Below are 14,184 nucleotides of genomic sequence, written 5' to 3' on the forward strand. Positions count from 1 at the left end.
AAGATGAATAATGCAATTCGTGACTTTCAGGGCAAATCACCCATTTTAGGAACTGGTGTTTATATCGATCCACAAGCAGCGGTTATTGGCGATGTACGTTTAGGAAATGATGTCTCTGTTTGGCCTATGGCCGTCATCCGTGGTGATGTCAATTCCATTCAAATAGGTAATGCCTGCAGTATCCAAGATGGCGCAATCCTGCATGTTACCCATGACGGGCCTTATTCTAACGGTGGTAAACCCTTGATTTTAAGTCAAGGAATTACTATTGGCCACCAAGCCGTGTTACACGGCTGTAGCATTGATGATTATTGTCTAATTGGTATGGGCGCCCTGATTTTGGATGCGGTTCATATTCAACATCACGTTATGGTTGCAGCAGGAAGTGTAGTGACACCTGGAAAAATATTAGAAAGTGGGCATTTATACCTGGGAAATCCTGCGCGCATGGCGAGAAAATTAACCGATAAGGAATTGGAACAGTTAGAATATTCTGCCCAGCATTATGTCCGCTTAAAGGATAAGTATTTGGATCAGTACTAATTTTTCCAGCCAGGTGTAATGCAGCAAAACCAGGTGCTCCACTGCCATTAAGTTAACATCAGTTATGGATAAGAACTCGGAACAGCGCTACGCGCCGCCTCAGCCCGACCAGATCGATAGACGGGGTAAGAAATATCTTATCCGAAATTTATATTAACTTAATCCCCACAAATTAGTGATAGGCATAGAAAATTCAGAGACAAAAAAAGCGGCAGTTAGCCGCTTTTTTATTAAAATAAAACCCTGGCGATGACCTACTTTCACATGAGGAAACCTCACACTATCATTGGCGCATGTTCGTTTCACTTCTGAGTTCGAGATGGATTCAGGTGGTTCCAAACCGCTATTGTCGCCAGGAAAACTGGTTAATGCATTGATTAATTGATATGCATTATACCCTAATCAAGCATTTGGTAAATAAAAGATTCTATTTATTTTTTAAATTCTCTTCGGCTCTGTTGACATTTTGCCAGATTGAGCCAAGATTGGTTGATTTTTGCGTATTGGAGCACAGAAAAGTGACTCATTTTGGCCAAGATAGCAGAACGATCAATGGCTCCTAATACCACCAAGCATTGTACCCGGTATAAGGACAAGTATGGCTTCCTGTTTGACAACAGTGCCCTCGACCATCATCGCAACACATTGTTTCACAACTACCGAGCAAAATTGATGACACGACAATGAAGAAAACAACTATTATTTTTTTCATTATTTTTCCCTGTCTTATTTGATCATAATCCATCCTGTATAATTTTATGCTAGACCAAAGATGGGTTATTTTCCAAGTTTAAGCATTTATACTTTTTTAAACAGAGAAATAACAATTACTTATTGTCGGCTATACTCTATTTGGTAAATATGATAGAGATAATAGAACCTCTTGCAGAGGGCCAGGGAGAGCAATTTAATTATAGGGCACTTTAATAATGCAACGAACTCATGGCTTTACCCTTATTGAACTCATTATCGTCATGCTGATTATCGTTATTATGGTGTTGTTTGTCGGGATAAAATTACCATCAACATCGACCTATAGCTTGTCTTCTGTTACAGAGCAACTTAGGCGAGATATACGTTATACCCAAACTTTAGCAACAAGCTTAAATACGAGTTACAGTATTGTTATTTCAGCCAATGGTTACACTATCTCTCCTCCTCCTCCAGCAGGCGCCTACTCAGTCACGATGCCAACTGGAGTCACGCTGTCTGCAGTAAGCATCACCTTTAATTCCATGGGGGTTCCAGCATCAGGTGCAACGGTAATCATTAGCGCCTCAGGAGTTGGCACGAATACACTTACAGTTTCTGCAGAAACGGGGTTCGTTAATGGCTAAACAATCTGGATTTTTAATGTTGGTTATCGCGCTTTTACTGGTTGTCATTGCAGGACTTGCTGTTGCGTTTGTCTCCATGATTTTTGTTGGAACATCTTCATCTATAAGTATTATTTCTGCTAATTATGCCTATGATCTAGCACAAACAGGCATTGAAAATGGGAGCTACCAATTGTCATTAGGTACTTGCAGTAGTAGCTGGAGTTCAATTGTTACGGTTACAGGCCAAGGGGAATATCAATACAATTGTACTAAAAATACCGCGCTAACAACAACGACAAACACCCTGAGCGCATTATCCACGTCCATTCCACTTGCATCAGTTGCTAATTTTGCGACCTTTGGAGCCATAAGCATAGATTCAGAAATGATTTACTATGATGGGATCAGTGGAACCACCTTGCTAAACGCCCGCCGAGGACAAAATGGAACAGCAGCGGCAACCCACGCGTTAGGTGCTTCTGTAAGTCAGGCACAATATATAATTAGTAGCCAGGGCGGCGCCCCCTCTCTAAGTTCACCTAATGGTGAGGTGATGCTTACCCAAGCTGTATTATTGTCCAGTGGCGCCAACTATTATGCGGTAGGAACGCAAGGTACAGCTGGCGTTATTCTTAACTATAACGGGAGCTCATGGTCAACTGCGTTGACTGCCGCAAGTGGGTTTACCTTTAGAGGAATTGATATGAGCGCCACTTTTGGTTTGGCTGTAGGTTCTAACACCTCACATGTGAGCTCTATATATCAATTTAACGGCAGCTCCTGGTCACTACTGGGAACTGTAAGTAGCGCGGATTTCCAGGAAGTTTCGTGTGACCTACCCAACCATCCAACACTATGCTGGATAGTTGGCCAAGAAAAAGCGCCACCATGGCCACTGATGTATTATACCGGAACTGGAGCAGCTTATGATGCCAAGAATATGGGGAATACACCACTTTATGGTGTGTGCTGTATTAGTGACCAATGCTTTGCTCTAGCTCAAAATGACCTTTTTAGTTTTCCAGTGACTTCTACTGCTCCATTTAGCAATCGGACGAATATAGGGGGCACCTTAAATGGTATCGACTGTGCCCAATCCAATAGTTGTGTGCTAGTTCGCAGCGTTGGGGCTGTTCATTATTATAATGGTTATTCATGGAACACTTTTTATATTTCGGGACAATCCCTTAATGCGGTTCATTGCCCAAGCACCATGATGTGTGTTGTTGTAGGAAATAATGGTGTTATTTTTAATTGCAGCCTGCCTATGACCTCAGCAAGCTCCTGTGTGGCGCAATCATCTCCTGGAACCCTCAACTTACTTGCGGTTCATTGTAATGCGACAAACGATTGTCTGGCTGTTGGTGCGGGGACTCTAGCTTATCGCTATACAGGTAGTGCCTGGACTGCCATCCCACTTCCAGCAAACTACACACTTAATTCAGTAAGTGGGACTTCGGGAACGGGGACAGGCTCTGCGGTAACACCTACCGTATGGCATAATCAATAAGGGGAATACCATCGTGAAACTGAAACAACAGGGCTTCTCTCTCATTGAACTCATCACCTTTATAATTATAATCGGGATTATTGCCAGCGGATTATTAATTGGCATAAATCAGGCCCAACGTTACAGTGGCATACCCAGAGTGCTTCCCGAAGCAAGCTTTTTAGCTAATGCACGTATGCAAATTATTTTAATGAACCGCGCGATAAATGGCTATGCCGCACTAAGCGACCCATGCACTACGACACCAAGCCTGGCCATATGTACTCCTTTAGCAACCTATGCTACCGCAAATAATTTTACCGTCAGCACACCAACGATTTCAGGTTCCAACCCCAAAACAATTACCATTAATGTTACGGGAGCTGGAAATGCGGTTATCAACGTGAGTATCTATGACTATGCGAAAAATTAAAGGATTTACCCTCATTGAAATGATTATTGTCATGCTTATCACCGGAATCATTGTGTCTTCGGCCGCGATGATGTTGAGTGCTGGCTTTACTAACTATTTTACCGGTGTAAAAGTTACCGCGTTAAGCAACCAGGCAACGCTGGCGATGACACGGATGAGTAAAGAGCTTCAGCAGGCAAGTAGTTTTTCGGCTATAAATGCATCAAGTGTTACATTTACAACAACCGGTGGTTTAACTATTTCTTACAACTGGTCAACCCCAATCTTGACAAGAACTGGCACTTCAGCCCAAACCCTGAGTAATCAAATGACCAGTTTTTCACTTAGTTATTACCAATCTAACTTTAGTGCAACCGCAACGCTGACTGCCGTTCAAGCAGTAACTATAAATATGACGTTAAGTAATGGTAATGAAACGGTGCCGCTAATCAATACTGTTTTCTTAAATAATATGTAATAAGCGTTGTTCGCATGGCATGTCAATTGATTTCTTAAACCAATGCAATCGATATAATTATCAATACCATATCAATCGACAATTAAAAATAGCTCAGTTACACTACACTTATAAACAATAATCAGGATGATGCATGTTTGGCATAGGTAAACCGAAAGCGCAGCCACCACTGGCTTGTTTTCTAAGTGATTATGGATATTCGCTTGTTGGCCTTGAAAATGCGCAACACATTGGTTTTTATGAAGAGCATTATTTTAGTGCTCCATCACCGCTTCTCATTGCTCAATGCTTGGCTGAAGATGTTAATAAACATTATCTGGTTGGGCATTCCTGTCAAGTTATTCTCGCTCCCAACCTTTACCAATTAATCTTAATGGACATGCCTGATGTTGCTGAGGATGAAATAGCAAAAGCCTTACGTTGGCAACTTAAAGGGCTGATTGATTATCCCTTAAATGATATTGCCGTAGATGCATTTACAGTGCCGCCACATGGAGCCGGCGGAAAAAGAAAAAAAACGTTTGTTACCGTTACCTTGTTATCTGCATTAATTAATAAAGTAGCTATGCTGGAAAGTTGTCTACTGAATGTTGCATCTATTAGCATCAGTGAATTAGCTTTAAGTAAAATTTTGACACGCTATCCATTATTAAGCGACGCGCCATCCATAGTAATTAGTTATGATGAAGAGCTTTGTCAACTTCATGTGCATTACCAACATGATTTATATCTCTTTCGTACATTACCCATGAGTCCAAGCATCATCCAGGCAGATAGTTCTGCAAACCAGGATATGTTGTTAGAAATTCAGCGCAGCATTGACTATTGTTTAATCGAACTCAAACTACCTGAGCCGAAACAAATCTTTTTTACTCCCAGCTTCTATGAAGCAAAAAATCTTCTTATTTTCTTACAAAAGGAACTGGACAAGGACGTACGATTATTAGATATCAACCTCTTATTTGCCTCAGAGCCTATTGCTCCTGAAATCATGAGTAAGATTTTTTATGCCGTTGGTGGCGCACTAATGTTCTTGAATGGATCGAATTGATAATGCAACAATCAGTCAATTTTCTTAAAACCCTGCCTAAAAGCACCTCGCGATTGTCCCCTTTTATTATGGGATTAGCGATCCTTGGTACCTTGGTGGTTTTAGCGCTTATCTCCATGATTGCTGGATTAAATCATTACCAAGCATACAAGTCATTAGATGAAGCCCATAAAAACCTGATCATTGCACAACAAGCCTACGATAAAATAGCGAAAGATTACCCCTTGTTAGCTAGTGATATTCCTTTTGTAAACCGAGTTAAAGATCTGGAGGACAAATTTCAGGCCAAAAAAGCAGAACTTGACTCTCTGCAGCACCTCATCAATCGACGTGGTTTTTCTGAATATTTACGCGATTTGGCACAAAAAACACCGAATACTTTATGGTTAAATCAAATTCAAATTAACCATGACTCTGGCAGTGTTACTTTAAATGGCTATTCAACTCGTCCTGATGCAGTACCAGAATTCATGAGCAGTCTATTAGACACTGATGCCTTTAAGCAGGAAGCCTTCAATTTATTCTTTGTAAAAACAATTAAAAATCATCCTTATTTGAAATTCTCTATTGCAACAAAGGATCTTGGCTCAGCGGAAGAAAACATTATTGAACAAACAGCCCCGGCAACTAAAAAACCCAAGGAGTAAATTGCATGAATCTCAAGTTTTTTTATGCCAAACAACTCTATCAATTAAAACAAAAAATTACGCATCTGAGTGAACGCGACAAAGTGCTTTTACTGTTCATTACGGTGATAATCCTTTTTACTTTCTGGTTTTTAGTTATTTGGGAGCCGCAAACAAATTCAATAAATGAATTAAACCAAAAGACTGAAAAGGTGCAAGGACAAATTGATGCGTTAACGCAAAAGAAAATGATTATTTCTATCTTGATTAGCAATCCAAACACCGCGGGAATTATCAAACATTTTAATGAATTAACTACAAAGCTTGCCAAGCTTAATAAAGAAATTACCCGTTATAATGAGCGCTATATCAGTAGCCGTAATTTAGCAAAACTATTGCATGATATGCTAAAACAAACTCTAGGAGTAACCATCGACGATTTTAGTACGGTGCCCCCCCCAATTGCTCCGATTACAACAACACCTCAAACGCCTCCAGCCCAGATACCTGTTGTTCCATTATCCTTACAAGCCACTCATTATCGCTTGATTATACGAGGTACTTATTTTCCGATTATGAATTATTTGCAACATTTAGAGCAATTACCCTGGCAGCTTTATTGGGATAAATTTGATTATACGGTGACAACCTACCCTGAAGGGATAGCTACGGTCGAATTTTACACGTTAAAACCTCAAAGTACTCAACTGATAGTGACTCCGGGACATAACGAATGACCACAAAAAAACAATTTATTTGGTTCAGCTTTCTTATTCTTAACCTGCTTTTTATTAACGTCAGTAAAGCGGAAATGCATGATCCAACAAAACCACTCATCAGCTCTATAATTCACCAATCCACTGCAGATGAAGAGGACTTTAATCTGCAAAGCATATTAATTAGTCCAATAAGACGACTGGCCATGATTAATAACAAATTGGTTGGAACAGGAAGTACTATTGAAGGTGCACGAGTCCTTGCTATTGACAAAAATCATGTGGTATTGTTTTACGCAGGACATAAGAAGATTTTATACTTATTTGGCGGACGATTGTGGAAAACTCATTGACGAGAACAGGGATAATCATTATTAGTTTGCTACTAGCCGCTTGCCATACTCATGCACCGATTAAAGGAACAGCCGTTGATGAAATGAGTAAAGTCTTACAACAAGGTATTGCAAACAATAAAATAGCAATGCGCTCAGATCACACCAAGGGACGAGGAAGTGCGGTGAGAGCGCTGCTTCCAAGTCTGAAAATTCGTGATGCCCGCTCTCGCGGTGGACCACAACGCTTTGACATAGCCGTTAAAAATGTACCAGCACAAGCCTTTTATATGGGGCTTGTTGCAGACACGTCGACCAACATGGTCGTGAGTCCGGAGATTAAGGGCAATATTACCCTAAGCTTAAAACGAGTCACGGTAGAACAAGTCCTTCAAGCCCTGGAGGATACGTATGGGTATTCCTATAATGCCATCCCCGGTGGCTATGAAATATTACCCAATACGCTAAGAACCCAGATATATAAAGTAAATTATCTGGAACTGCAGCGAAAAAGCCGGTCAAATATGACCGTAAGTTCAGGTGAGGTTACCGCAGCAGGAATTTCTGGCGGCACCGGTACAAATACCAGTAGCACTACCACGATTAACAATAATAATACTCAAAACTACAGCGCTGTCATTGGCGATGTTGAAACCAAAAGTAATATTGATTTTTGGAAATCACTGCAACTGACACTTCAGAACATGATTGGTAAAACTGGTGGCCGTTCAGTGACCGTGAACCCCGTGGCCGGTTTAGTCGTCGTATATGCTGCCCCCAGAGAACTCAAACAAGTAGAGCGTTATCTTGACATGGTGCAAAACAGTATGGACCGACAAGTCATTCTTGAAGCCAAGATACTTGAAGTCAATCTGAATAATCAGTTCCAGATGGGAATCAATTGGAAACTTTTTGGCGCATCGCTCAATGCGTTAAGTAACTTCCCAGAAGTTGATATTGCTCAGGCAGATTTTCCTAGTGCCTTTGATGTTGATGTACACTGGAATCCCAAAGACTTTACCTCAGTGATTCAAGCATTAGAAACCCAGGGTAATGTTCAAGTACTCTCCAGTCCTCGGGTATCGGCAATGAATAATCAAAGTGCCGCCATTAAAGTCGGATTTGATGAGTTTTTTGTTACTAATGTGTCACAAAACCAAAATATTGTCACCTCAAGTCTTGTTACGCAGCCTATCTTAAACGTTAATTTGACGCCTTTTTTCTCAGGCATTACTTTGGACGTTACGCCACAAATTGATGCCAATGGCCAAGTAACACTACATGTACACCCAACAGTAAGTTTAGTGAAAGACCAACGCAAAGTTATCGATTTGGGGACGCAAGGAGGTATTCTTAACTTACCTTTAGCAAATAGCACCATCCGTGAATCAGATACTATAGTACATGCTAAAACAGGGCAGGTAGTAGTTATTGGCGGTTTGATGCAAGATACAACCTCTGAAGGTATAGGACAAGTTCCTTGGTTTGGCAATATACCTTTTCTAGGCACTTTAGTGCGGGCAACAAAACAGACATCACAGAAAAGCGAACTTGTAATTTTATTAAGACCAACCTTGGTCAATGGGAAAAATACCAACCATGACCTCACGGTCAGTGCGCGCCGTATTGCCGGTCTTAAACGTGGTTTTCATATTGGTGGAAGGCCTGATATCTATGGTACTCAAGGTGAAGTACCTATTATGCTAGGCCCTAAATCAAATGAAAATTTAGGTACGCGCTAAAAAAGGGAGATGGCGATGTATTTAGAACATTTTAAGTTAAGTAAAGCACCGTTTACACTCACACCTAACACAGAATTTTTCTGTGAACTTCCAACACATCAAGAAGCTTTAAATGTGCTTTTGCTCAGTTTGGCGCAAGGTGAGGGTTTTATCAAAATTGTCGGTGAGGTAGGAACAGGAAAAACTTTATTATGTCGAATATTACTTAATTGTTTAACTGAAAAATACATAACAGCCTATATTCCTAATCCGGATCAAACTGCAGAGGGTTTGCGTTTTTCTATTGCGTGCGAATTAGGTATGCAACCGAATGAGAACTGGACACAATATCAATTATTGGAGGCGATAAATCAGCGCTTGTTGGAATTACATCGTGCAGGGAAAAATACCGTACTCATTATTGATGAGGCTCAAGCTTTGTCCGATGCCAGTTTAGAAGCAATTCGTCTGCTTACTAATTTAGAAACCGAAGAGCGTAAACTACTGCAAGTAGTTCTTTTTGGTCAACCCGAAATAGACACCAAGTTGGAACAAGTTGAATTACGGCAATTAAAACAACGTATTACTTTTTCCTATCATTTACAACCTCTAGCACGTCATGAATTGAATAAATATTTAAGCCATCGTCTTGCCCGGGCTGGATATACTTACGGCTGTATTTTTACGCAAACAGCTCAACGACGTTTATATCGTGCTAGCCAGGGTCTACCGCGCTTGCTCAATATACTTAGTCATAAATCACTACTAGTGGCCTATGGGCAAGGAAAAACACTCGTTGATGGACGCGCCGTGAATCGTGCTATAGCTGATACAGTACAATCCTCACATACAGGATGGATATCCTCATTGACAACTTATTTTGGAATTGGGATGTTAAGTGTTAGTATAATTTTAATGGTGTATTTGGCATATGGATTACCCTTATGAGTTTACTTAATGAGATGTTACATGATCTTGCCAGACAGAAACCTTCGAAACAAATTACGCCTTTGTTTACACCAGCATTCACGCCAAATAAAAGCAAATCACCGCAAAAAATTTTATTACTGTGTCTTGCATTAATTACACTTATTTGTTCTTTGTTTTTGTTTAATAAACATTTAGTTCTGAAGAACATTATAATTACTAAAAGTGTTCCAGAAACAGAAAGAAACACCATTGATATCAATAATATTCCACAACCGACTCCTCAAACCCCATCTGAGTCAGCGGTATTTATAAGCTATATTGAACCATTAACCTCAGCCGCATCTTTGCGAGTTGGCATTCAATTACCCATATCTAGACCTGATACGTTAAACGACTGGCCAGAGAGTCAAAATGAGCTGTCTGTTATGCCAGTGAATAAAGTATACACCGCACCGACAATTGATGAATGGCATGATGCGCAGTTAAATAAAGCACTCCAAGCCATAGACAAAGGTTTTGATGCCCAAGCCATAGCACTTTTACAAGAAATTCTGCTTAAGATACCCAATGCCTCGGATGTTCGCGAAAACCTGGCTTTGCTTTATATGTCCAGCGGGGATTTCACACATACAGCCGAGGTTATAAACGAAGGACTCAAATATTCGCCCAATGATGCAGCGCTTATTACCGTTAAAGCACGGTTATTTCTTGATCAAGGGAAAGCAACAGAGGCAATTAAGCTTTTGACAGGTTACGACCCTCCATGACCTCCTTCCCAGATTTTTATGGTACTTTAGCGGCAGCACTTCAATCTGAAGGGCGAATTCTTGAAGCTGGAAATATTTACCGATCTCTATTACAAATAGACCCAGATGACAGTCGCTATTGGTTAGGTTATGCGATTGCTTTAGAGCATAATCATAAAGCAAACCAGGCGATTGAGGCTTATGTTCGTGCAAGTCAAAATCCTGATAGTGAGCCAACGGTGCGCGATTATGCTGAAAATCGTTTGAAAGCCTTACAAGGATAGTTATGAAACGAATTCGACTTGGCGAATTATTGCTTCGCGAAGGCCTAATCAACCAGGAAACGCTTGATAAAGCCATTGAGTTACAAAAAAAATCAGGGGATAAATTCGGACGCACCTTAATTGGCATGGGAGTTATTGCTGAAGAAGATGTTTTAAAATTTTTCGCCAACCAACTTGGAATAGCCTATATCGATTTAAATCATTATGAAATCGACCCAAGTATTACCAAGATTTTGCCTGAAACCTATGCTCGACGCTTTCGTGCGCTTATTGTAGGCGAGGAAGATGGTACCTTAATCGTAGGAATGGCAGATCCACAGGATATTAATGCCTTTGATGCCGTCTCAAAAATAATCAAACGCCCCATCAAAATGGCAGTCGTCAGCGAATTAGCCTTGTTAAAAGTACTTGATCGCGTTTATCGGCATACCCAAGATATCTCGCATTTTGCCCATGAGCTTTCCGAAGAAATGTTAGAAGAGTATAAGGAAGATATTGATGAATTATTTGATGAGTCACAAGAAAACGAAGAGCAAGCACCTGTAGTTAAACTCTTAAACTCCTTATTTCGTGACGCTGTTCAAGCACGTGCTTCGGACATTCATATTGAACCAGGTGAAAAATCGCTACGTATTCGCTTTAGAGTCGATGGTCTATTAAATGAAAATATTTTAGATGATAAACGCATTCTAAACGCCTTGGTTCAACGTTTAAAATTACGTGCTCATTTAGACATTTCTGAAAAACGTATTCCACAAGATGGACGTTTTAATTTTAAAATTAAAGGAAAATCATTTGACGTACGGGTATCAACCCTTCCTACCGTCAATGGCGAAGCTGTTGTAATGCGTTTATTAAATCAATCAAGCACTATTACTGATTTAAGTCGGTTGGGTATAGAGCCGAAAATAATTCAGCGTATCGAAACAATTTACTCGAAACCACATGGAATGCTTCTTGTTACAGGCCCCACGGGTAGTGGTAAAACCACCACATTATACAGCATATTACAACGCCTCAATTCACCCGAGCGCAAAATATTAACAGTTGAGGATCCTATTGAATACAGGATTGAACGCGTTAATCAAGTACAAGTTAACCCCAAGATCGATCTTAGCTTTGCACGCGTACTTCGAGCTATGTTACGCCAAGATCCTGATGTAATCATGGTTGGGGAAATTCGCGATGCCGAAACAGCACAAATAGCAATGCGCGCCGCGATCACCGGGCATTTAGTACTAGCCACCTTGCATACCAATGATGCCATCGTTTCTGCAACACGCTTAATTGACATGGGTTCAGAGGGTTATATGGTCGCTGCGGCTCTCAAAGGAATTATTGGCCAACGATTGGTACGCTGTCTATGCAAAAATTGCTCTTTCATTGCCCAGCCAGAACCACCTGAACTCGTTTGGCTTGAATCAATGAATGTAGATATAACCCTACCATTTAAGAAAGGGAAGGGATGCTCAGAATGTAATTATCGTGGCTATTTAGGACGAATTGGCGTCTACGAACTTTTAGAACTAAATATGGAGATGTTGAAGGCTTTAAGACAAAACGACTCAAACAGTTTTGTTAAAGCAGCTCTTGCCTGTGAAACCTATCATCCTTTATCTGCAGAAGTATTGGAGCTCGTGAAAAAAGGGAGTACATCAATTGCCGAAGCAATTAGGGTAGTAGGTCAGTTAGATGAAGAGTTTATACGGCAGTAAAGATACTCAGTTACAAGCAAGGTCAGGCTAAAAATCCGCTTAGATATGTGCTATTAGCTGCCGACCAGCATGTTTCAATAAAGGACTAACATATGCCAGAATATTACTTCAGTGCCCGCGATCAACAAGGCAGAGCAGTGAACGGTCAACGAAATGCACTCAACGCGGAAGACCTTGCTAACCAGCTTATAAGTGAGGGGTTCATACCGTTGGATATTTCTGCAGCTACCGTTAAAACAGCAAGCCCCACGCACCAAAAAATAGCTTGGTTTGCTCCTAAAGTTACCCCTGATGAATTGCATATATTCTGTCGGCAAATGTATTCACTAATCCGAGCAGGGATACCCATAGCTACCGCGATAACAAGGCTCGGAGAGACTACTCGCAATAAAACACTAGCCGATGCGCTGCAAAAAATAGTTATCACCCTAAATAAAGGCAGTTCACTTAATGTAGCTATGGCACAATTTCCAAATATTTTTTCTACTTTTTTTCTTAATTTAGTTATTATCGGAGAAAACACCGGTAACCTGGATAATATTTTTCTGCATTTGGCAAAATATCTGGAATTAGAAGTAGATATTACCAAAAAAGTAAAATCTGCTTTACGCTACCCAATAATGGTATTCGCAGCAATTATTATTGCTCTACTTATCATTAACGTCTTTGTTATTCCTGCGTTTGCTAAACTCTATGCAAGTATGCACGGAATTTTACCTTTACCAACACGAATTCTATTGGCTATCTCCAATTTTATTATTAATTATTGGTATCTCTTAATTGGCATTACTGTATTAATTATACTTAGTATAAGAGCATATATACATTCACCAGCTGGAGCACTTGTGTGGGGGCGTTTACAGCTTAAAATTCCAGTTGTGGGATGGCTTATTCACCGCATGCTGCTCACACGATTTGCGCGACTACTGGCCTTAGTATTACGCGCCGGGATTTCGGCTGTTGATGGAATTAGTATGGTAGGCGCATCAACCAATAATGCCTATGTAGCGCAAAGAATCAAAGGGGTAACTGAATTAATTGTTAGAGGAAACACCATTTCAGCAGCCATAGAAAAAACACAGCTTTTCCCGCCCTTAATTATTCAAATGATCGTACTAGGCGAGGAAAGCGGAACTATTGATAGTTTACTTGATGAGGTGGCTGAGTATTATCAACGTGAAATCGACTATGATATTGTGCGTTTGAGTGAAAGCATAGAACCAATATTGCTGGTAGTGATAGGCAGCATGGTATTAATTCTAGCTCTAGGTGTATTCTTACCCATGTGGAACTTGGCTTCGTTGGTGAAACAACAATGAACGAAATGAGAAAATCCTACCGCTTATCACGCTATCATTGTGGAATAGTGCTTATTTTAATTTTAATTTTAATCGGCGTTTTTTTACGTTTTTTTGAACTAATCCAAGCCTCGATTGAAGAGGTATCTGTAGAAATTAACCTGCTCAATATGCAGCAAATGCTACATTATCAAAATTTGCTCTCTGAATCCAAAGATCAGCAATGTACGTTTCTGGACAAACCCGATTTATTTCAGCAACTTAGTGCTGGGATACCTGATTCTTCAACAGATAAGGCAGTGCCTGGAAGTTGGTACTATGATGCAAAAAAACATCAACTTATTTATCATGTGCGTAGCAAAAATTATTTTAGATCTGAGTTTACGCAGGAAATAATTATTGTACTATACTGTAATCATGGAGTTATATCTTTTAAGCAAAGTTCTTTTAAGTGGTGTCGTGACAAGAAAATTTGGGGGTGCAGTTCTTGGTAATATGTTTCTAGTAAACAACTGAGGATATCT

Annotated in this window: 16 protein-coding genes and 1 rRNA gene; 16 read left to right on the forward strand and 1 reads right to left on the reverse strand. The window is 40.2% G+C overall.

Annotated features, from left to right (window positions below; translation table 11 throughout):
* Nucleotides 1-3: 3 nt before the first annotated feature.
* A complete protein-coding gene (locus LDG_RS10485) occupies nucleotides 4-543 on the forward strand; it encodes a gamma carbonic anhydrase family protein (RefSeq protein WP_006871321.1) in 540 nt (179 codons plus the stop codon).
* Between the two features lie 241 nt (nucleotides 544-784).
* Here the strand turns inward: LDG_RS10485 and rrf are convergent.
* Nucleotides 785-900 (reverse strand): 5S ribosomal RNA (rrf, locus tag LDG_RS10490).
* Between the two features lie 572 nt (nucleotides 901-1,472).
* On the opposite strand from rrf, the gene LDG_RS10495 reads away from it, so the two are divergent.
* From LDG_RS10495 to LDG_RS10565, 15 genes are all read left to right on the forward strand, one after another.
* Nucleotides 1,473-1,880: a prepilin-type N-terminal cleavage/methylation domain-containing protein gene (locus LDG_RS10495; protein WP_040535399.1), complete on the forward strand. Its 408-nt coding sequence runs from the start codon at nucleotides 1,473-1,475 to the stop codon at nucleotides 1,878-1,880.
* Nucleotides 1,873-3,372 (forward strand): hypothetical protein, encoded by a 1,500-nt coding sequence (locus tag LDG_RS10500; protein WP_040535402.1) that lies wholly within the window; start codon nucleotides 1,873-1,875, stop codon nucleotides 3,370-3,372. The genes LDG_RS10495 and LDG_RS10500 overlap by 8 nt, the downstream gene beginning before the upstream one ends.
* Nucleotides 3,373-3,385: 13 nt before the next feature.
* Entirely contained in the window at nucleotides 3,386-3,784 is a 399-nt protein-coding gene (locus LDG_RS10505) for a prepilin-type N-terminal cleavage/methylation domain-containing protein (RefSeq protein WP_006871326.1), read from the forward strand.
* Nucleotides 3,765-4,241, forward strand: a complete 477-nt coding sequence (locus LDG_RS10510) for a prepilin-type N-terminal cleavage/methylation domain-containing protein (RefSeq protein ID WP_083821425.1) — start codon at nucleotides 3,765-3,767, stop codon at nucleotides 4,239-4,241. Before LDG_RS10505 ends, LDG_RS10510 begins: the two co-directional genes overlap by 20 nt.
* Nucleotides 4,242-4,374: 133 nt before the next feature.
* Nucleotides 4,375-5,292, forward strand: coding sequence for a hypothetical protein (locus LDG_RS10515; RefSeq protein ID WP_006871328.1), 918 nt, complete (start codon nucleotides 4,375-4,377; stop codon nucleotides 5,290-5,292).
* A gap of 2 nt (nucleotides 5,293-5,294) precedes the next feature.
* Nucleotides 5,295-5,939, forward strand: a complete 645-nt coding sequence (locus LDG_RS10520) for a PilN domain-containing protein (RefSeq protein WP_006871329.1) — start codon at nucleotides 5,295-5,297, stop codon at nucleotides 5,937-5,939.
* Between the two features lie 5 nt (nucleotides 5,940-5,944).
* Nucleotides 5,945-6,655: a type II secretion system protein M gene (locus LDG_RS10525; RefSeq protein ID WP_006871330.1), complete on the forward strand. Its 711-nt coding sequence runs from the start codon at nucleotides 5,945-5,947 to the stop codon at nucleotides 6,653-6,655.
* Nucleotides 6,652-6,987, forward strand: coding sequence for a hypothetical protein (locus tag LDG_RS10530; protein WP_006871331.1), 336 nt, complete (start codon nucleotides 6,652-6,654; stop codon nucleotides 6,985-6,987). The genes LDG_RS10525 and LDG_RS10530 overlap by 4 nt, the downstream gene beginning before the upstream one ends.
* On the forward strand, nucleotides 6,972-8,708 hold the full coding sequence (locus LDG_RS10535) for a pilus (MSHA type) biogenesis protein MshL (RefSeq protein WP_148263554.1): 1,737 nt from the start codon (nucleotides 6,972-6,974) through the stop codon (nucleotides 8,706-8,708). The genes LDG_RS10530 and LDG_RS10535 overlap by 16 nt, the downstream gene beginning before the upstream one ends.
* A gap of 15 nt (nucleotides 8,709-8,723) precedes the next feature.
* On the forward strand, nucleotides 8,724-9,635 hold the full coding sequence (locus tag LDG_RS10540; RefSeq protein ID WP_006871333.1) for an ExeA family protein: 912 nt from the start codon (nucleotides 8,724-8,726) through the stop codon (nucleotides 9,633-9,635).
* Nucleotides 9,632-10,384, forward strand: coding sequence for a tetratricopeptide repeat protein (locus LDG_RS10545; protein ID WP_006871334.1), 753 nt, complete (start codon nucleotides 9,632-9,634; stop codon nucleotides 10,382-10,384). The genes LDG_RS10540 and LDG_RS10545 overlap by 4 nt, the downstream gene beginning before the upstream one ends.
* On the forward strand, nucleotides 10,381-10,647 hold the full coding sequence (locus LDG_RS10550) for a tetratricopeptide repeat protein (protein ID WP_006871335.1): 267 nt from the start codon (nucleotides 10,381-10,383) through the stop codon (nucleotides 10,645-10,647). The genes LDG_RS10545 and LDG_RS10550 overlap by 4 nt, the downstream gene beginning before the upstream one ends.
* Before the next feature lie 2 nt (nucleotides 10,648-10,649).
* A complete protein-coding gene (locus LDG_RS10555) occupies nucleotides 10,650-12,362 on the forward strand; it encodes a GspE/PulE family protein (protein WP_006871336.1) in 1,713 nt (570 codons plus the stop codon).
* A 92-nt stretch (nucleotides 12,363-12,454) separates the two neighbouring features.
* A complete protein-coding gene (locus LDG_RS10560; RefSeq protein WP_006871337.1) occupies nucleotides 12,455-13,681 on the forward strand; it encodes a type II secretion system F family protein in 1,227 nt (408 codons plus the stop codon).
* On the forward strand, nucleotides 13,678-14,154 hold the full coding sequence (locus tag LDG_RS10565) for a hypothetical protein (RefSeq protein ID WP_006871338.1): 477 nt from the start codon (nucleotides 13,678-13,680) through the stop codon (nucleotides 14,152-14,154). The genes LDG_RS10560 and LDG_RS10565 overlap by 4 nt, the downstream gene beginning before the upstream one ends.
* Nucleotides 14,155-14,184 lie beyond the last annotated feature (30 nt).

Origin of the sequence: Legionella drancourtii LLAP12 (assembly GCF_000162755.2) — a bacterium.
Lineage (GTDB): Bacteria > Pseudomonadota > Gammaproteobacteria > Legionellales > Legionellaceae > Legionella > Legionella drancourtii.